Consider the following 19,139-nt stretch of genomic DNA (forward strand, 5'->3'; position numbering starts at 1 on the left):
TGTTTTGGCTTCGGAGTCATCCAGGAGATGCGGTCGGCAGCTTTGGTGGTGCGGAGTTCGGGTCTTCTGGAGATGGCAGTCTTCTTCGGGTGTATGACGGCGGGGTGGCCGCCCATCTCGACGCCTGGAGCGAGTGCCTGCGTATCGCGGGAGCGGCATGTCGGTGCAACTCAAGGCGACTTCGTTGCGGTCGGACGGCTACTCGAAGTCCGAGACGTGTGTTCATCTGCAGATCCGGAGGTAGTTCTCATGGCGACCGTAGATGGTGACAAGAGAGAGGCGGTGCGCTGGGGCTACAGGAAGGCGCTCAGTCCAGAGCAGCGGTCACCGCCTCGGACACCATCGCTCCCGCCTCCTGGATCCGCTGGTGCATGTTCCCGTCGTACAGCCAGGCGCAAGCCTCGATCGTTGGAAAGAGTTCGGCGAGGATCAACGCCGCGCGCTTCGGTACGTGGGTGCATTCCCTCCAGGCCGTCCCGCAGCGATCGATCTCCTCCTGTAGCTGAAGGAGCGCCTGCTCATCGAACCCCTCGTTCATACGCAGGGGGATCACGAAACGATTAGCCGCCTCTTCCAGACGACCGACCAAGTCTGTCTCCATGTGTGCCTCCGTCTCGGGCGGTTCGTAGCGCGGTGGGGCGATCTTCTCGTGGCTGGTGTGATCACGAAGTCACAGCCGTCCTGGATAGGCCCGTTCACCGGGCTGAGCCCGCGCCGCTTCGGCGGGCTGGTGACCGCCCTGCGCCGCTAGGGAGCGGATTCGGTCCGCCGAGGCCGGCCGTGGAGCCTGCCCCTGGAGGACCGCGTCCTGCTGGTCGCGGCACACTGGCGCACCAACTTGACACTGCGCCAGCTCGCTCCGCTGTTCGGAATCTCGAAGTCTGCGGCCGACCGCGTCATCAACCGAATCGCACCGCTGCTCGCACTGCGGCCGCGCCGACGGTTCCGCAAGGTCACCGTGCTCATCGTGGACGGCACCCTGGTACCCACACGTGACCCTGCGGTGGCGGAGCAGTCGAAAAACTACCGGTACTCCCACCAGCCACCAGGTCGTCATCGACGCCGATACACGGCTGGTCGTCGCGGTTGGCCGGCCTCTACCTGGCAACCGTAACGGCTGCAAGGCATGCGAGTTGTCCGGAGCCAAGGCCGTCGTCGGCAACACCACGGTGATCGCTGACGGCGGCTACCGCGGCACTGGCCTGGTGATCCCGCATCACCGTGAACCAGGCCAGGTCGAACTCCCGGCCTGGAAAGAGGAGCACAACCGCCCACACCGCAAGGTCCGCGCCCGCGTCGAACACACCTTCGCCCGCATGAAGAGCTGGAAGATCCTCCGCGACTGCCGCCTCAAGGACGACGGCGTTCACCACGTCATGCTCGGCATAGCCCGACTGCACAACCTCGCGCTCGCCGGATAGACCACCCCAGGTGGGCACCGTCGATGCTGACCTTGCCGAGTCAGTTGATCATTGCGGGACAGCCTTTACGCACGCGCCTGATCAGCCCATCTCGCCAAGCGGGAACCACTCAGCCCTGGTGACGCACCCACCAGCCATCGTCATGCGCCCGCGACCAGAACATCTACAAAGATCAACCCGACTTTGAAATTCTTCCTGTCAGCTGACGAACTTCAGTTCAAGGATGTAGAGTTGGCGTTGATGATCTCGGGCTTCACTGGGTGAGTTGCTTGGCGATCCTCAGGAGTTCGGCTTCGTGCAGGTGCTGATCCGTGGTGCTCACGATGAATGTGTAGGCCCCGTTCGTCCATGTCACGGTGTAGTTGGAGTCCGGGGTGAGCCGACCGGCCCACCCGTGGATGGACTCCGGAGTTCCTGCGGCACTCACTGTGAGATTTCCGGAGATTTGCGTGATGCTCAAAGACGCCTTCTCCGGGGCGCGGTGGTAGAAACGGGTCCAGGCTGGGCCTGAGTTCCGGTCACGCATGAAGAAGGCTGACAGCAGGTCATGCTGGCTGGAGTCGCTCCACTTCACGTCGGTTGTCGGCGCATAGCCTGGCGGGAGATATCGCGGGTTGGCCAGCCGATTCTGGGCGAAGGGGGCAATGGTCCAGCCGTTATCGGGGTCTACCAGCCGTCGTGTCCCTAGCGGTGACTGCAGCGTCGTGGTGATCTGCTCGTCGATCGTGTTGCACTGAGGCCGGAGATCGATATCGCTTTCCTTCAGTACCAGGGTGACGGAATCTCGGGATTCGCTCGCCACCAGCTCGGGCGGGTCCTGCTGGCATGGGGTCCTGCTGTTCAGGGTGGTGATGGTGCGGCCGTCACCGCTCACCAGCACCTCACCCAAGAGGCCCTCTCCATGCCTGGGGTCCTTCATGATCGATGCAGTGACGGCAATGGCGAGAGCAGTCATTACGGCAACGGCCAACATGATGCGCAGGGTCCGCTGGTGCCTTTTCGGGTTCACGGTCGTGCTCCAAGGTGGGCGAGCCAGCTCCCTGGCTTCATTCGATGGGTCTTGCAGCCCTCGGGGCGACACCTCTCGCTTCGCATCACACGGGTTCAACGGCTCGCCCAAGGCGAAATAGAGGAGCGGACGGCTCACCAAGGTGCACTGCCTCTCACCAGGCCGTACGGGTTGCGATGAGCGTAGCCTGGCTCACCGCCACGGGACCCTCTGTCTCTCACGTGACCCAGACTGGCAACGACGCGTGACATCAATGACGGCGCCCCGAGCACTACCCGTCGCGAGCCGACCACGCACACCAACTACTCGATCTCGAAATCTGAGAACGCATCAGCCCTGACTCTCAGGGTCGTACCGCGTTCCGCAGTCGATTCTCCCCACTGGCCCCCAGCGCCACGCATACTCCCCAACCGGGGTGACGGCGGTGGCGTGGTGTTCGCTCTTGCCGACGTCCAGGCCGAGGACGACGTCGATATCGCCGGTGTCGATCACGTGCACCCCTCCATCACGCTATCGTCCGGCCCTGACACGGCATTGAGCTGCCACATCCACGGTACGGAGAGCTCTTCCGGCCTGGGTGAAGCCGGTGCTCAAGCCTCTGCTCAGTGGTCCGTCGATGCCTCCGGACCCGGTGACATCACCCCCCCCCGGATCATCAACAACAGGAGGGGGAAGGCATGCCGGACCCGGAGGCCGGAAGCCCCCTTGCGGAGCCACGAAGGCGGTAAGGGGCGTCGGTGAACTTCTGACTGTCGGCCAGGTCCAGGGTGGTCCAGGCGAAGGGCAGGTTCAGGCTGTGGCAGGCGCCGACGCCGACCTGCTTGTCGTTGGCGCGACCTGCGAGCGCCAGCCGGAAGCTCCGCGGTACGGGCAGTTGCCGATACGGTCGAAGCTGTTTGCAGGGCCGGCACATCCCATGCTCGCCATGAGAGGCGATCTCTCAACGGCCAGTGCAACCGGTGTCCTTGATGCGTCTCCCCGAACCGCGGGGTGCGACCTGTCGTAGGGCCCTGCGCCCCACGGGGCGACGCACGGGCGCCCGCCGACGGACCGGCTCCAGAGGAGGCCCAGGCTCACACTGCTCGTCCGCGCGCTGGTTCTCTCCACGCGGACCGTGCTCAACTGCTCTGCGCCATCAGGTAATTGACGTGGCGGTCGGGGGGCTGCTTCACTGGTGCAGTGGCTGAGCCACTAGACCAAGAAGTCGCTGAACCAGTGGGCCACTAGACCAGTGAGCCGCTGAACCATTGACCGAAGCCTGGGAGATCCTCCGTGGCCGTCGAAAGCATTCCGCGCCGAACCGTGGTCGACCTGCTTGAAGCACGGCTGCGTGGCGACATCCTGAGCGGCACGCACGAACCCGGATCCCTGCTGCCCCCCGAGAGGGAGCTGGCCGCCGGGTACGGGGTCACCCGTACGACCTTGAAGCACGCGCTGACCCGGTTGGAGCAGGCGGGACTGCTGAGTACCCGGCACGGCATCGGCACGCGCATCCTGGACTACCTGCGGGTCGGCGGCGCCGACCTGCTTCCGATGCTGGCCGCACAGGACCCCACGTGGCTGCGGGAGGTCTTCGAGGTGCGGCGGCAGATCGGCACTCTGATCGCCGGCCGCGCGGCCGACCGGCGCACGGAACGACAGGCCCGGCGGCTGGAGCACCTGCTGCGTCAGGTCGCGGACGGCCCGGACGCCGACGCCGTCCAGCTCGCCGACGTGGAAGTGCATCGCGAACTGGCGCGGGCCACGGGGAACCGGGTCTATCTGCTCCTCACGAACACGCTGTTCAACGCCTACCTTCCGGTACGGGCCTCGCTGCGGGCGCCGTTCGAGGACGCGGCGCGGGCGACGGACCGGCTCGCGCCGGTGGTACGGGCCGTGGTCGACCGGGACGGCGGGGAGGCGCGGCGCGCGGCGGAGACGTATCTGGCCGGTACCGAGAAGATCATGCTCGGTTCGCTGAGCAGTTCTCGCGGGCGGCCGACCGCCGACGGTCCCCGGTAGCCGCGCTTCCCGGCGGAGACTCCGGGCCCGCCGGCTCCCGTCGAGGCGAGGCGAGGCGAGGTGCGTGCGGCGAAGCGCCCGGCCTCGGAGTGGCGCCGATCACGCACGGATGCCCGTTCATCTCACGTTTCTCCATTGTCATGCATAGGTCAATGCCGACGCCCTGGTGAACTCCCGACGGGGTGGGACCAGGTGCGCGGCTGCGACCCCTCAGGTGCCCGAGGTAATCCGGGCCCAACACCCCTAGGACGGCCGCCCGTTCACCGTGGGCGCGGCGGCGACCAACAACACAAGGAGCATGGTGAGCAGATCAAGCAAGAGACGCGGCGTCCTCATCGGCGTGATGCTGTCCGCGGTCATCGGCGGCACCGTCCAGCCGGCGATCGCCGCGCCGGTGCGGGGCGCGGGGGACCAGGCCACGCCGTTCCGGAAGTCTCCGGTGCGGTCGACCGAGCAGGAGATCGCGCGGGCGCTGTCCGCCTCGCTGCGCGACCCGCAGTGGCGCGAGCAGGTCCGTGCGGCCGCGCTCGGCACCGAGGACGTGGACCTCCAGGTGCTGGCGGGCAGGACCGCCGCTCCGGAGGGCAAGAACCTGTTCGCTTCCGTCTCTGCCGCGGACCGTCGCATCGCGGGCCTGAAGGGCCTGCCCGCGTCGACCGGGTCGCTGCTCCGCGTTCGGCTGGGCGCGCCGTCCATGCGGTCGCACCTGAACGCCGAAGCCACCCCCTGGATCGCCGTCGCCGCGGCCGACGACGCCGCCAAGACCATCACGGCGTACGACAGTCAGGGCCACACCCACGCCGTCGACACCGCGCGCGTCCCCGACCGCCCGCTGTACGTCTTGGACATCGACGTCACCAAGGCTCACCGGGCCGGCCTGAAGGTGCTGCAGAAGGCCTTCGCCGACAAGGGGCTGACCTCCCTCCCGTCGAAGCCGGCGAACAGCGCCGACGCCGCGAGCGCGGCGGGCTGGTGGGCGACCAAGGTCACGGCCGTCGAGGTGAACGACGACCAGGAGCCCTGGTTCAAGGGCGCCGCCGAGATGTTCTCCCTGGTGACCGGCTTCGGCCAGGACGGCACGGCGCGCGTCGACTCGGTGGACATGCCCTACCTGGACTACGACGGCACCGTCTACTACCCGAACCAGATCCTGGTCAACTGGTCGAACTACAAGTACAACCTGGCCGACGTCGTCATGATGGAGGACGACGACGGCACCAACTACCGTGCGCTGGCACAGGCGATCACCACGGCGCTGCTCACCGTGACGGACCAGGGCACCTACATCCCATTGGTGAACGCGGTCCTGAGCGCGATCCCCGACAGCTGGTTCACCGACGATCCCGACTACGTGGAGTCCTGGTACACCCTCGCCCAGAATTCCTCGGGCCGACTGAACGGCGCCTCGGGCAACGGCTGGATGACCGTCGAGCCCTACTTCGTCGAGGAGTTCTAGACCTCGCACGCAAGCGCGGACCGGCCGCCGCACCTCGGTGAACGCGCCGGTCCGCGCCGAGGACACGGCCGTCGTGCCGGACCGCATGCCCCCGACACCACGGCGCAGCCGTGCCCGGCACTGACCAAGAGGGGCGTCTGCCGGACATCTGACCTGGTCAGGCACCCCTTTTCCGCGACTGGAAGAAGCCCAGCCGCTGCGCCGAGTAGGACACCAGGAGGTGCTTCGTCTGCTGGTGATACATCGTCTGCGCGCCTCTGAGCAGCACGAATGCGATTGAGGAGCGGTGTGTCGACCCTGGCCCGACCATGGCCCGGATCTTGATCGCAGCCTGTGTCGGCGATTGCGGAGGCCGGTCCCGACGAGGTGAGCTGAGGCGAAAGGACTTGGCGACAGGCCGCTTCGTCACCTGCCGCACTTGGTGCGACTGACCACCTTGGAGCGGGCTGGAGGCCGTGGAGCGAGAACCGCAGAGTGTTGAGCGAGGTCGGTTCACAGAGGTGGAGCGGGTCGAGGAGTACGGCGCTCAGCGGTGGTTCGGCGTGTGGTACTCGTCGTCCGGCTTCAGGACCGGACACGGAACGGAACGGGGTGGGCAGGGCGTAGGGCGACGTCACGGGGTGTCTACTTCACGGCCGGTGTTCTGGTCGTGGGCCAGGGCGTGGGTGACCGCGGTGGTGCTCTCGTACAGGACCCGGTACTGGGTGAACCGGCGGTCGTAGACACCCGCGGTGGCGGGATCGGGCCGGACCACCGATTCCGCCGGATTCCAGGCCGCGATGTCCGGTCGGCCGATCAGCCCGGCGGCGAGGAAGGCGGCACCGTAGCTGGCACCGATGGTCGTGCGGGCGACGATCTGTTCGAGACCGGTGACATCGCTGACGATCTGAGGCCACAGTCCGCCCCGGGTGCCGCCGCCGACCGCCACGATCCGCCGGATGTCGGCGCCGGCCGCGAGCATCGTCTCGACGTTGTGCCGGACACCGTAGGCGGTGGCCTCCAGCGCCGCCCGCATCAGGTCGGCCCGGGTGTGACCCAGCGTCAGGCCCGCGATCACGCCCCGGGCGTCGGGGTCCATGACGGGTGTCCGTTCCCCGGCGAAGTACGGCAGCATCACCAGGCCGTTCGCACCCGGGGGTGAGGCGGCCGCCTCGTCGAACAGCACGCCGAGGTCGACGTCGCCGAAGAGGTGCCCGAGCCAGTCGGTGACGGCTCCGGAGGTGGCCATACCGCCGGCCAGGCAACGGGAGCCGGGCAGGGCGCCGACCGTGGACCACATCGACGGGCTGGTCACGAGCCGGTCGACGGTGTTCACCAGGAACATGGTGGTGCCGTACATCAGCATCAGGTCGCCGACGCCGTGGCCGCCGACGCTGATGGCCTCGCTCCAGGCGTCGATCGTCCCCACGATGACCGGCGTCCCGGCCGGGACGCCCGCGACGGGCGTGTTCACCCGGCCTGCCTCCTCGCCCGGCCAGCGCAGCGGGGGGAGTTCGATGCCGGGTGCGATGTGCTCGGCCCACTCGGGGATCCAGCGCTGCTCGTGGATGTCGAACAGCGGGGTGCACTGGCTGGCGGAATGCAGGTCCAGCACGTAGGCGCCGGTCAGCCGGTGGGCGAGCCACGAGGCAGGCATGAAGAGGCGGCGGGCGCGTGCCCACACCCCGGGCTCCCGCTCGCTGATCCAGGCGAGTTTCGGCCCGACGGCCTGGGACGACAGCGCCGAACCGCACCTGCGGAAGACGGTTTCCGACCCCAACTCCCGGTTCAGCCGGGCGATCTGTTCCTCGGCGCGGGTGTCCACCCCGTACAGCACCGCCGGACGCACCGGCTCTCCCGCGTCATCGACCAGAAGGGCGCACGGGCCCATGCCGCTGACTCCGACGGCGCGGACGGTGACGTCGTCGCGATCGAGCAACTCGGCCGCGAGCGAGACGAACTCGTCCCACCACACATGTGCGTCCATCTCGACGTGCCCCGGCCGGGGACGGTCGACCACGTGACTACGTACCGCCTCACCCAGGATGCGGCCGGCAGTGTCGACCACCACGCCCTTGGTGCTGGAGGTGCCAACGTCAACTCCGAAGACGACGTCGATCATGTACTGCCTCCCTTGGCGCCGGGTGCGCCACAGTAGGTTGTCGCTCGGTCCGGCGGCCGGCCGCGGTTCAGCCGGACGGCTGCCGGAGATGTCGTCACATCTGTACCTCGGACGAGCGCGGCGGCGTCCCTCCGGGTCTCCATGGCGGAACCCAAATACCGGATCCGCGCAATGGGGGTGCCACCCACTGCATCCGCTCGCGCTCTGGTGTGACATGGCCATCGGCCGATACCGCCCCGTACGCCGAAATCCGCACGCTGCTGACGTAGAGCGATCATCCGCTCGCCGTGGCCGCGTGCGGTGGTGGCCATCCGTCGTGAGCTATGACGGTCCCACATGGCACATGTCGTAGAAACCGTCCAAGGGCACGGACAGGAACCGAGAGAACCAACGCCTGCGCTCATGCTGCGCAACCACTCGGCGATGCCGACGGGAGGCGCACTCCTCAATTCGAAGACCCTTGTTGTTGGCCCGCCGCCGGGATAGCGTTGCGAACTTCATGGGGGCAGGGGAGGCCCCCGTGACAACAGGGGGTATCTCCTTGAACACCGCGAAGGACAAGAGACCGAGAGCGGCGGGGACCCTGAACCGGAGACGCAGGGGCGCCGCCCCGATCAAGATCTTCTTCCTCGTCCTGCTGCTCAGCGGTCTCGTCGTGCTCTTCCGGATGGGCGGGAACGTGGAGCGCGTCAACACGATGTGGGTGGGCGCCGAGGTCGCCGCCGACGGCAGCATCCGCGTCACCGAGGTCATCGACTACGACTTCGGAGAGCCCGACAGCACCCGGCACGGCATCTACCGCGACCTGCCGGACCTGATGTACGACGCGGACTACGCCAAGGTCAGTGCCAGCTTGGACGGCGCCCGGGTCCCATGGGAACTCACCACCGGGGACTACTACGAGAAGCCGAACGGCCAGCGGGAGATAGCCACTCGGATCAAGGTGGGCGACCCCGGCGGCTCGGTCACCGGCGTGCACCGGTACCGCATCCGGTACACGCTCACGGACGTTGTGAAGAACGGCAAGATCGCCTGGGACGCTGTCGGCACCGGTTGGCGGGTCGACCGCTCGGACGTGGAGATCCACGTCGTGGCCCCGTACGAACTCACCGGCGCACGCTGTGTGCACGGCACCAACGGTTCCGAGGACACCTGCGCCGCCCGCGGGAGCGGTCCTGGGCGGCTGGACGTCACCCTCGACAAGCTGAAGGGGCACGAGGGCGTCACCCTCTACGCCTCCCGCGGGCAGAAGCTGACCGGAGCGAAGGTGGCCCTGCCCGCGCCGCCCTCCGGAAAGGCCGTCGGTACGACCGTGGAAAGCCCGCTGCGGGTGGGTCTGCTGGCGTTCGGTCTCACGCTGGTCTGCGCCGCCGTGACGCTCTTGCTGCTGCGTTTCCTCGGCCGTGACCGGATCGTCGAGGAAGGACCCGACGGCACGCCCGGCCGGACGCGGCGCGTCGCCCTCGACCGGCTCGCCGCCTCGCTCACGCCGTCGCCCGTGCCCCCAGCGGAATTGACCCCGGCACAGGGCGGGATCCTGCTCGATGAACGGGTCGAGAACCACCACCAGGTGGCCTGGCTCCTCGGCGCGGCGATCGACGGACACGTCGGCATCGAGGGGACCGACCGGCATCCCACCCTCACGCGCCGCGATCCGGCCGACGCACCCGCGGACCCGCTCGCCAGGGTCGTCTTCGGCAGCATCTTCTCGGGACGCGACTCGGTCACCCTGGGCCTGCGCGACCCGCAATTCCGGTCGGCATGGGAGAGCCTCAACCGCGGGCTGACACAGTGGCAGGTCGACAGCGATCTGTGGGACGCGGCCGCCTCGCGTCGCGCCCGCATCGGACGCACGATCGGCACCGCCGCCACCCTGCTCGGCTTCGTCACGACGGCCGTCGGGGCCTGGCTCAGCGGCCACCGGAACGCGGCCGGCTGGCCGGTCCTCGTGGTGGGCCTGATCGCCGTCGGTGCAGGCTTCGCGCTGCGGCTGCGCTCCGGGGAGCTGCACACCCGCACCCCGCGCGGCACCGCCCTCTGGCTCCGGACGGAGGCGTTCCGGCGCTACCTCATGGACCCCTCCTCCCAGCACGACGAGCACCCCGACGAGATACGACTGAAGCTGTACACGGCGTGGGCGGTGGCCCTGGACGTGGCCTACGCGTGGGAAGGAGCGATCGCCGACTCGACGGCCGCTCCCGTGCACCGCTCGACCCTCGTGGCCGGGTTCGCCCCAGGCTTCGCCCTCGGCCTGATCACCGCCGCCTCGACGTCCAGCGCCGCCCCTCCCTCCAGCGGCAGCGGTGGCGGAGGTGGCGGCGGAGGGTCCGGTAGCGGCGGAGACGTCGGTGGGGGTGACGGCGGCGGTGGCGGTGGGTCCTGGTGACCTCTGGTACTTGTAGGGACCTGGCGCAGGCTTCCACGCCGCCGCCGCGACGATGAGCGGCTGCCGCGGGCCCAGAGCTTGGCACTGTTCGACACCCTGGCCCGATGTGGACGGTTCTCCAGACACTCAGATGTGTCTCACCTACTGGTGCCGTCGTTTCGGGAGCCTGTGCGCGAGGGTGGCCACATCTCAGCGCAGTTGCTCGGCCAGTCCGACGATGATGCCCTCCGGGCCGCGGAGGTAGCAGAGCAGATAGCCGTCCTCGAACCGGGCGATCTCGCCGACGAGTTCGGCGCCGTGAGGGCGCAGGCGGGCAACGGTGTCCTCGATGTCGTCGACGGCGAACATGACGCGGTGCGTGCCCAGAACGTTGTGCGGCCGGTTGCGCGGCCCGGCGCTGATCACCGCGGGGCTGCGGTACTTCGCCAGCTCGAGTCGGCTGTGACCGTCCGGGGTCCGGACCATCGCGATGTCACAGCGGACGCCGTCGAGTCCGGTGCACTGGTCGGCGAAGAGACCCTCGACCTCCGCCCGGCCCTCCAGCTCCATACCGAGTTCCACGAAGAACGCGATGGCGGCATCCATGTCCTCGACGACGATGCCGACGTTGTCCATCCGCTGAATCGCCATGCCGGTTTCTCCTTCTTCCTCGTGCGGCTGGTGGTCGCTGATGTCCCTGGGACGGAGCCGGTGTCGCGTTCTCGACATCCTCAGTCCGCCGAACTCCGAAAAATCTGGATCGCGCCTCAGCACCGCCGGCTACCAGGACATGGCAGCCCGCAAGTGCCTCAAAGTCCTCATCACGCCCTGCCCCCAGGGATCCGCTCCGGAGGTGGTCGTGGACACGAGCCGAGGGGCATCCGCAGCTCGGACAGCACCCTTCACGGGCCCGGCCCCGGTGCCCAGGTGTCGGCGCACGCGGGGAGGAGCTCTGACCGGGAAGGTTGGCCGTGGCCCGCTCCGTGCTATCGCGTGGGAGGCCGCTGCGGGGAGCGGAGTATGAGCAGGGTGATCTCGCTGGGGGCGAAGACGCGGAACGGCGGGCCCCAGAAGCCGGTGCCGCGGCTGGTGTAGAGGAGGGTGCGGGTGCCGTGGCGGCTGAGGCCGGCGAGGACGGGCTGGTCGATGCGGACGAGGTGGTGGAAGGGCCAGATCTGGCCGCCGTGTGTGTGGCCCGAGAGTTGGAGGTCGATGCCGCCTGCTGCGGCCCGGTCGATGAACTTGGGCTGGTGGGCCAAGAGCAGGACGGGCAGGTCGGGGTCGGTGCCGTTCAGGGCCCCGGCGAGGTGGGCGCGGTGGCCGGCCAGGCCGGAGGATTCGGCGGTGACGTCGTCCACGCCGGCGACCACAAGGGTGTCGCCGCCGCGTTCGATCAGCAGATGACGGTTGCGCAGCGGCTCCCAACCCAGCTCGTCCATCAGGTCGACCCAGCCCTGGGCCTCGCTGTAGTACTCGTGGTTTCCGGTGACGTAGACCCGGGCCCGGGTGGCTCGCACGGTGCCGAGCGGGGCGGCCTGGGTGCGGCGGCGTTCGGCCGTGCCGTCCGCGATGTCGCCGGTGTGGCAGACCAGGTCGGCCTCCAGGGTGTTGACCTTCGCGCAGACCTGCGCAGACCAGCGGGCGCGGTCGAGCGGGCCGTAGTGGGTGTCGGTGATGAGGACGACGCGGGTGCCGTCCAATCCGGCTCCCAGGCGTGGGAGTTGTACGTCGAGCCGGCGCACCCGTGGTACCCGGCGGGCCTCGGCGTACCCCCAGGCGAGCAGCACGGCGGATACGCCGAGGACCGCCCAAGTGACGATCCGGGCCCGGTTTTGACCGTCGCCTACGCCGACCACGGTCAGGGCGAGGCGCAGCAGGACGCCGAGCAGGACGGACCATGTGAACAGTACCCAGCTGGCTCCGAGGAGGGTGTCCCCGACGATCGCCGCCCAATCCTGCTGCCGCCGGCCGTGGCCGCGCACCATCGCGAGCGGCATAGCGATCAGACCGAGGACGAACAGGGCGGTGCCGCCCAGCGCCACGGGGAGCGGCCAGTGCTGGCCGGCGTGCAGCAGCACCCAGCAGGGCACGGTCCACAGCAGGACGGGGGCGATCAAAGGGATGTAGCGCATCAGGCGGCGCAGCCGGCTCTGCTGGGGCGCATGCGCTGCACCGTCCGCGGATCGGGCCTCGCTGGTGGCGGTCACGCTTCCCCTCCTCAAGTAGCCAGACTGTCGACGCGCGCACTGTATCCGGTCGTCCTGGGGGACGTCTTGCCGATCGTTGATGCCCATTTCATCGGCAACGTGCGCGACGGGGCGCCTGTCAGTTGCCTGGTCTAGGGTCGCCGGCATGGCTGAGCCCTCCTTTCTGACTGCCGTCCGCGAGTCGTACGACACGGTCGCCGCCGATTACGTCGAACGCGTCCCGCGTCCAGCCGAGATGGACCCGTTGTCACGCGCGATGCTGGCGGGGTTTGCCGAACTGGTGCGGACGGCTGGTCTGGGGCCGGTCGCGGACCTGGGGTGCGGCCCCGGACGCGTGACGGCGCACCTGGCCGGGCTGGGGGTGTCCGTCCTCGGCGTCGACCTGTCGCCGAAGATGATCGGGCTGGCCCGGCACGCCTATCCGAACCTGCGGTTCACTGAGGGCTCGATGACCGCGCTGAAGATGAGGGACGACGAGCTCGGCGGCATCCTGGCCTGGTACTCCACCCATCACACACCCCCGCAGTGGCTGCCGGCGGTGTTCGCCGAGTTCCACCGCACGCTCGCGCCCGGCGGCTACCTGCTCTGGGGAGACTATGTCGGCGATGAGCGGCTGCGGCCGACCCACGGCTATGGCCGTCCGGTGTCCTACGAGTCGTACCTCCTGCCCCTGGACCGCATGGTCGACCTGCTGGATCAGGCCGGACTCGTCGTCACCGCGAGACTGGAACAGGAGCCCGGCGCACGGGTGAACAGACCGCACGCCTGCCTCCTGGCCCGCAAGCCCGAAACGCCCTGACGGGGCTCGTTCCCGGTGCTGCGCGGCCAGGACGCCGGGATGGCGTGCGCTCAGGTTGCGCCAGTGCAAGTAGTGATGCGGATCCGACCGTGGTTCATTGATTCAGGCCTGCAACCATCACGTACGAGCGGGCTGTCCAGCCTGGTAGCAGCCCCATCGCTGGCTACCGTCACCATTTTGGCCCTCACCTCTCCGGCGCACGCGGATCCGATCACGCAGACGTTCAGCTGGAGCCTCCGCCGTGAGTGCTGGCTCCCGGTCGATCTCCGCCGGCTGCGGAGGCGCCGCGGCCCTGCAGTCCTGCCGTCTGGGCCGCCGCCGACGGCCGGGCTCTTGACGAGGCTTGGATCAACGAGGCTGTCGTGGACCTCGGTTCCCAGTGGGGCCAGTACGAATACGTCACCGCCATCGGTTTCGCGGCCTGAGCCGCAGGTTCACAGGCTCGCCTGCCGGACGGGTGAAGGTTTCGGGGCGGTTCCGCATTCCCGCGTCGAAGGATGGGAAACCCATAAACTTCGGGTGCATGGCGGGGTGGTGCCGGGGCACTCGCTGCTGCGGAGGTTGATAACTATGGTTCCCCTGCTTCTCGTTCTTCTGCTGGCGCTGGTTCTCTTCGGTGCGGGTTTCGCGCTGAAGGCTCTGTGGATCGTGGCCGTGATCGTGCTGGCCGTGTGGCTGCTCGGTTTCGTCATGCGTTCCGCCGGAACCGGCGGCAGCCGTGGCCGTTGGTACCGCTGGTAGCGCACGGCAGTCCCACCCCCTTGGTGCGGGGCGGTCCCGGACGCAGGCGTCCGGGGGCCGCCCCGCACGCGTGTGACTCTTGCGTGAAGATGCCGGTGTTGATGCGCGGGTGGTGGGGGAGCGGGGCAGGAGAGGGGTGTGGCCGGGAGGCCCGCTGTGCGCGCCCGGAACCGCGCACCTCCAACACGGCGGACTTCCCGGGCACACCCGACCGCACGCCTCGGGCAGAGCGTGGATCTGCCGCCGCAGTGCCGTCGAGCGGTGCGTCAGCGACTGGAAGCAGTACCGCGCTGTCGCCACCCGGTAGCTGATGCCAGCCATTCCGAGGAACGCGTCATGGTGTCCTTGAGAAGGCGTTTTCGGCCCAGCCGGCGAACGACGTCCAGCGCACACCGGGATGGGCGGCGTGCAGCGCCGACAGGTCGACGCGGTAGCCGGGGCCACGCAGGAACGCCCACATCGCCCGCATGTCGGCGCTACCGATCTCGTCGAGCTGCACCTCGTGGTGGCGAACGGTCCCACCGACCGCCGTGCTCAACGCGGCCGCCATGTCCTCGGGCGTGGGGGCGTCGCCGGCGAGCTCGATGCGCTGCCCGGCGAACGCGTCGGGCGCGGCGAAGACGGCGGCGGTGAACTCGCCCAGATCGGGGCGTGCCAGTTGCTGCAACGGACGGTCCGGTGGCAGGGGAAGATCGAGCACCCCCTGGCGGATCCGGTCCTCGCCGCCGAGGGCGTTGTCGAAGAAGTAGGTGGGCCCCAGGATCGTGTAGGGCACCTCGCCCGCGGTCAGCTCCCGCTCGATGACGGCCTTGGTCTCGAAGTGCGGTACGCCCGTGTCCTGGTCGGCTCCTGCCACGGAACTGAAGACCAGGTGGGGCACACGAGCATGACGGGCGGCGGCGAGAATGGTCCGACCCTGTGCGATCTCGGCGGCCGGTCCTGACTCGAAGGGCGTGGTCATCGCGAACACACCGGCTACGCCCCGCATGGCTGAGGCCAGGGACTCGCGGTCCATGAGATCCCCGCCCACCACCTCGACGCCGCGCGCGGCCAGGCCCCGGGCCGAGGCGGATCGAGGGTTGCGGACCAGGCCACGGACGGCGGCGCCGCGGGACAGCAACGCGCTGACGACGGCGCCGCCCTGTCCCCCGGTCGCCCCGAGAACCAGTACCGACTGGTCGACATTCATGAGGAAAGCTCCTTCCGGTCGATCGGCCCCGGAGGGCCTCGCCGCGGGTGGGACCGAGCCGCTGGATCACCCCTTGCGGTGCGGGCGCACGGCTGCTCGTGGAGCATGCAAGCGTTCCGGTCCGGTGGCCGGTGAGGCGCGCCGGGGGCCTGCCGACTTGCCTGCCGGGTTGCCTGATTCCCCGGCTGAGGGCAGCGTGGTCGGTGTCTGCCGGTTGTCCTGGGAGGAGTGTGCTGTGGCCGTGATCTCCGATGGGGCGTCGCGGACGGCGTGGCCGCGGCTGCGCGTCGCCGACTGGACCGAGACCCGGGACACACTGCACATGTGGACCCAGATCGTCGGCAAGATCCGGCTGGCCCACGCGCCCCTGGTCAATCACTGGTGGCAGGTCACCTTCTATGTCAGCCCGCGCGGCCTCACCACGTCGGCGATCCCCTACCGCTCAGGGGTCTTCGACATCGAGTTCGACTTCCTCGACCATCAGCTGCGTATCCGCGGCAGCGACGGCGCCCACCGCAGTGTGGCCCTGGAGCCGAGGCCGGTGGCCGACTTCTACCGCGAGACGATGCGGGCCCTGAGCGAGCTGGGAATCGAGACAAAGATCCAGGCGTCTCCCAACGAGGTGGACCCGGCGATCCCCTTCGACGAAGACGACCGGCACACTTCCTACGACCCGAGGGCCGCGCAGCTCTTCTGGCGCCAGTTGCTGCAGGCCAACCGGGTGCTGGGGGAGTTCCGCTCGTACTTCGTCGGCAAGGTGAGCCCGGTGCACTTCTTCTGGGGCGCCATGGACCTGGCCTGCACGAGGTTCTCGGGACGGGCGGCGCCGCCGCATCCCGGCGGGGCCCCGAACTGCGGTGACTGGGTGATGGTGGAGGGCTACTCCCGCGAGTTGAGCAGCTGTGGATTCTGGCCCGGCGGCGGTGAAGAGGGAGCCTTCTACTCGTACGCCTATCCCGAACCGGATGGCTTCGCCGACCACCCGGTCACCCCGGCCGACGCGTTCTACAACCCTGACTTCGGCCAGTTCCTTCTGCCGTACGAGGCGGTGCGCACTGCGGCCGACCCTGACCGGGCACTGGCCGGTTTCCTGCACACGACCTACGAGGCCGCCGCGGAACACGGCGACTGGGACCGGGCGGCCCTGGAAGAGGACCCGAACCGGTGGCGACAGCACCGGTAGACGGGTGCGGCCGAACGGTTCGTACCCGCCGCTGCGTTGCTGCCGCCGGCGGTCACGTCCGGTGTCCACGCCGGCGCCGGCGCTTCGCTTCGGCGATCTCGCCCGCGATGGGAAGCCAGAAGTAGAGGATGAAGGCGGCGATCACGGCCACGCCGAGGACGGGAACCAGGGCGCCGAGCAGGATCGCGGTGGCGAGCCAGATGAGTCCGAGCCGGAAGCGCCGGCTGATGGCTGCCACGCCGGCCGCATCGATGGTGGTGCTGAGCAGGCGGCGGTCACGGCGGACGTACCCCCAGATGACGTTGAACAAGACGGCCAGGAGTGCGAAGGCGGCGCCGTGGAAGACGACAGCGGTGCGCTGCCCGTGTCCGTCCCGGAACGCCTCGGCCAGCACGGAGGCGGCGAACGGCAGGAGCGCGATGTCCATCAGCAGCACGGTGTTGAGGAAGAGCACCACCCGGTCGGCGCTGCGGATGTGGTCGAACATGATGTGATGGTTGGCCCACACCTGCCCGATCAGCATGAAGGTGAGGACGTAGGCCAGGTAGGACGGCCAGAGTGCGGCGAGGCCGTGCAACAGGTGGCGGGTGTCGTGCGGCGGGCGGATCTCCAGGACGAGCAGCGTGATGGCGATGGCGATGACACCGTCGCTGAACGCGACCACCCGGGCGGGATCGCGCTCCACACCGAACGACGTCGCCCCTCCTCCCGGTCCGTCCGGTCCATGAACAGGTTCTGTCATCGCCCCAGCCTCCGGCACCGCACGCTCCCACACGCGCAACCATGGAGCGTTTCCCCCGAAGACGACCAAGGCCGCGCCCGGCACGGGGATCACGCTTCCATCAGGATCGAAGTGATCGACCTGGGCGGCCCGCGCTCGGCATAGTGGCCGCAGCACACCGTGCCTCGACGCACCTTGATCCGGTCACCGCTGGGTGACACGACAACGCGGGGGAATACATGCGTGCTCACAGGAAGATCGGCGCGATGGTGGCGACAGCGGCGCTGGCCGTCGGGTTCGGCGCGGTGGCGGCTCCGTCCGCCGATGCCGCCGCGGGCTGCTGGACCAACGACGGCGGCATCAAGTGGTACTGCAACAACGTGTCGGGCGCGCCCGTCTACGGCATCATCGGCAACAACCACTCCTACCCCGACCCCGGCAAGATCGTCGGCTACATGTACTCCAACCCGAGCTGGTTCTACTGCAAGGAGGACGGCCAGGCCTGGGTCGGCGGACCGCACCCGACCCGCTGGCTGATGACCGTCGCCGACAACGGCCAGCTGGGATTCATGAAGGACACCGCGATCTACAGCGAGACCGACCCGGTGCTGGACTGCTACCGCTAGCCGGTCACGGCGTGCAGCTCAGGCCCTGACGGGACACCTGTCGGGGCCTGCCTGGTCATGTCGTGCCTGATCATGCGCCGCGCCGGCCACCTCGAAGTGCCTGAGGGATGCCCGCCGCTGTTCCCCAGACGCGGGAGTTGCGCCGCTCCCTGCGTCGGCGCAACCGGAACGCTCGGCACCTCGACGTCCCGGCCGCCCAGCGACGCGAGAGCGCCCGCGTCCGCAGCGAGAAATGCGTCCGCTGGGGCGGACGACCACTCGCCGCCTGAACGTACGACCCGGTGTTCGCGCCCGATCACACCAGGAGCACGGCAAGGCCGTGACGTAGTTCACAAGGAAAGGGTGACAGGGCGTTGTCGCGGGCAGCTGCCACTGTCGACGGCATGACGATCACAGATGAGGACTGTCTCCCCGAGACCCTGGCGTTCAACGAGCACTTTGAGGCTGCCGCCGCGAGCCGTCCAGCTCGAGGGCAGGCGCCGAGCCCAGCCGTGCTGGCGCTCCTTCGGCGCAACCGGCTCGGCGGTGACACGCCACCGGTGAGACTGCCGCACGGCCGGGACCGCGTTGTTGAGGGCGGAGTGAAGGTACGGGTCTTCGTGCCGGACCACGCCGACGGCGTGTACCTGCACATCCACGGGGGCGGCTGGGCGTTCGGGTCCGCGGACGGACAGGACGAGCGGCTCTGGCGGCTCGCCGAGCAGGCACGGCTGGCCGTGGTGAGCGTGGAGTACCGCCTCGCGCCAGAACACCCCTTCCCCGCCGGGCCCGACGACTGCGAAGCGGCTGCCCGATGGCTGGTGAAACACGCCGCGGCCGAGTTCGGTACCGAACGGCTGCTGATCGGCGGTGAATCGGCCGGTGCCCACCTCAGCGTCATGACGCTGTTGCGCCTTCGCGACCGGCACGGCATCACCGGCGCGTTCCGGGCGGCCCACCTGCTCTTCGGCCCCTACGACCTGTCGATGACACCAAGCCAGCGGTCGTTTGGCCCCCGACAACTACTGAGCAACACCGCCGCGATCCGAGGCAGCTATGAGCTGTTCACGCCAGGGATGGGGCAGGAGCAGCGCCGCGCTCCCGAGGTGTCGCCCCTGTTCGCGAACCTGACCGGGTTGCCGCCTGCCCGGATCGTCGTCGGCACCGAGGATCCGCTGCTGGACGACTCGCTGTTCCTGGCCCAACGGTGGCAGGCGGCGGGCGCGCCTGTGCAGCTCGGCGTCGTCGCCGGCGCGATGCACGGCTTCACACTGTTCCCCCTGACCATCACCGAGCGGGAACTGCGGCGCGAGCGGGATTTCCTGGCCACTGCGTGACCGC

Annotated in this window: 16 protein-coding genes and 2 pseudogenes; 10 read left to right on the forward strand and 8 right to left on the reverse strand. The window is 68.9% G+C overall.

The window, feature by feature from the left end; all coding sequences use genetic code 11:
• Window positions 1-307: 307 nt before the first annotated feature.
• Window positions 308-601 carry a hypothetical protein gene (locus tag FNV62_RS44875; protein WP_143656415.1) on the reverse strand — a complete coding sequence of 98 codons (294 nt, stop codon included), beginning with the start codon at window positions 599-601 and terminating at the stop codon, window positions 308-310.
• Window positions 602-649: 48 nt separating this feature from the next.
• Here FNV62_RS44875 and FNV62_RS44880 point away from each other — a divergent pair.
• Window positions 650-1,421: pseudogene (locus FNV62_RS44880) on the forward strand (transposase).
• Window positions 1,422-1,674: 253 nt separating this feature from the next.
• On the opposite strand, the gene FNV62_RS44885 reads toward FNV62_RS44880, so the two are convergent.
• Window positions 1,675-2,394 (reverse strand): hypothetical protein, encoded by a 720-nt coding sequence (locus tag FNV62_RS44885; protein WP_144316157.1) that lies wholly within the window; start codon window positions 2,392-2,394, stop codon window positions 1,675-1,677.
• Window positions 2,395-2,760: 366 nt separating this feature from the next.
• Window positions 2,761-2,922 carry a hypothetical protein gene (locus FNV62_RS54805; RefSeq protein WP_169080943.1) on the reverse strand — a complete coding sequence of 54 codons (162 nt, stop codon included), beginning with the start codon at window positions 2,920-2,922 and terminating at the stop codon, window positions 2,761-2,763.
• A 780-nt stretch (window positions 2,923-3,702) separates the two neighbouring features.
• Between FNV62_RS54805 and FNV62_RS44895 the strand changes: the two genes are divergently transcribed.
• Window positions 3,703-4,431, forward strand: coding sequence for a FadR/GntR family transcriptional regulator (locus FNV62_RS44895; RefSeq protein WP_143610160.1), 729 nt, complete (start codon window positions 3,703-3,705; stop codon window positions 4,429-4,431).
• 298 nt (window positions 4,432-4,729) lie between these two features.
• Window positions 4,730-5,887: a DUF3103 family protein gene (locus FNV62_RS44900; protein WP_144316158.1), complete on the forward strand. Its 1,158-nt coding sequence runs from the start codon at window positions 4,730-4,732 to the stop codon at window positions 5,885-5,887.
• A gap of 613 nt (window positions 5,888-6,500) precedes the next feature.
• Here the strand turns inward: FNV62_RS44900 and FNV62_RS44905 are convergent.
• Window positions 6,501-7,988: an FGGY-family carbohydrate kinase gene (locus FNV62_RS44905; protein ID WP_144316159.1), complete on the reverse strand. Its 1,488-nt coding sequence runs from the start codon at window positions 7,986-7,988 to the stop codon at window positions 6,501-6,503.
• Window positions 7,989-8,508: 520 nt separating this feature from the next.
• On the opposite strand from FNV62_RS44905, the gene FNV62_RS44910 reads away from it, so the two are divergent.
• Window positions 8,509-10,374, forward strand: a complete 1,866-nt coding sequence (locus FNV62_RS44910) for a DUF2207 domain-containing protein (protein ID WP_164657669.1) — start codon at window positions 8,509-8,511, stop codon at window positions 10,372-10,374.
• A 189-nt stretch (window positions 10,375-10,563) separates the two neighbouring features.
• Here FNV62_RS44910 and FNV62_RS44915 read toward each other — a convergent pair whose 3' ends face one another.
• Both FNV62_RS44915 and FNV62_RS44920 read right to left on the reverse strand, forming a co-directional pair.
• The gene (locus tag FNV62_RS44915) at window positions 10,564-11,004 is read right to left on the reverse strand and encodes a VOC family protein (protein ID WP_144316160.1); all 441 of its coding nucleotides are present in this window, start codon (window positions 11,002-11,004) and stop codon (window positions 10,564-10,566) included.
• 335 nt (window positions 11,005-11,339) lie between these two features.
• A complete protein-coding gene (locus FNV62_RS44920) occupies window positions 11,340-12,560 on the reverse strand; it encodes a metallophosphoesterase (protein ID WP_143629381.1) in 1,221 nt (406 codons plus the stop codon).
• A gap of 145 nt (window positions 12,561-12,705) precedes the next feature.
• On the opposite strand from FNV62_RS44920, the gene FNV62_RS44925 reads away from it, so the two are divergent.
• From FNV62_RS44925 to FNV62_RS44935, 3 genes and pseudogenes are all read left to right on the forward strand, one after another.
• Window positions 12,706-13,359 carry a class I SAM-dependent methyltransferase gene (locus FNV62_RS44925; RefSeq protein ID WP_144316161.1) on the forward strand — a complete coding sequence of 218 codons (654 nt, stop codon included), beginning with the start codon at window positions 12,706-12,708 and terminating at the stop codon, window positions 13,357-13,359.
• A gap of 305 nt (window positions 13,360-13,664) precedes the next feature.
• Window positions 13,665-13,784, forward strand: a pseudogene (locus tag FNV62_RS56230) (transcriptional regulator); the annotation flags it as partial.
• Window positions 13,785-13,929: 145 nt separating this feature from the next.
• A complete protein-coding gene (locus tag FNV62_RS44935; RefSeq protein WP_054229772.1) occupies window positions 13,930-14,100 on the forward strand; it encodes a hypothetical protein in 171 nt (56 codons plus the stop codon).
• A 334-nt stretch (window positions 14,101-14,434) separates the two neighbouring features.
• On the opposite strand, the gene FNV62_RS44940 is transcribed toward FNV62_RS44935, so the two are convergent.
• On the reverse strand, window positions 14,435-15,289 hold the full coding sequence (locus tag FNV62_RS44940) for an NmrA/HSCARG family protein (RefSeq protein ID WP_143629383.1): 855 nt from the start codon (window positions 15,287-15,289) through the stop codon (window positions 14,435-14,437).
• A 235-nt stretch (window positions 15,290-15,524) separates the two neighbouring features.
• On the opposite strand from FNV62_RS44940, the gene FNV62_RS44945 reads away from it, so the two are divergent.
• Window positions 15,525-16,472 (forward strand): DUF5996 family protein, encoded by a 948-nt coding sequence (locus tag FNV62_RS44945; protein WP_097287595.1) that lies wholly within the window; start codon window positions 15,525-15,527, stop codon window positions 16,470-16,472.
• Between the two features lie 52 nt (window positions 16,473-16,524).
• Here the strand turns inward: FNV62_RS44945 and FNV62_RS56235 are convergent, their stop codons facing one another.
• A complete protein-coding gene (locus FNV62_RS56235) occupies window positions 16,525-17,214 on the reverse strand; it encodes a TMEM175 family protein (RefSeq protein WP_225900611.1) in 690 nt (229 codons plus the stop codon).
• Window positions 17,215-17,432: 218 nt separating this feature from the next.
• Here FNV62_RS56235 and FNV62_RS44960 point away from each other — a divergent pair, with 218 nt between their 5' ends.
• Together FNV62_RS44960 and FNV62_RS44965 are read left to right on the forward strand one after the other, a co-directional pair.
• Window positions 17,433-17,819 (forward strand): hypothetical protein, encoded by a 387-nt coding sequence (locus FNV62_RS44960; protein ID WP_060896164.1) that lies wholly within the window; start codon window positions 17,433-17,435, stop codon window positions 17,817-17,819.
• Window positions 17,820-18,202: 383 nt separating this feature from the next.
• Window positions 18,203-19,135 carry an alpha/beta hydrolase gene (locus FNV62_RS44965; RefSeq protein WP_097287598.1) on the forward strand — a complete coding sequence of 311 codons (933 nt, stop codon included), beginning with the start codon at window positions 18,203-18,205 and terminating at the stop codon, window positions 19,133-19,135.
• Window positions 19,136-19,139 lie beyond the last annotated feature (4 nt).

Origin of the sequence: Streptomyces sp. RLB3-17 (genome assembly GCF_007113425.2) — a bacterium.
Lineage (GTDB): Bacteria > Actinomycetota > Actinomycetes > Streptomycetales > Streptomycetaceae > Streptomyces > Streptomyces mirabilis_D.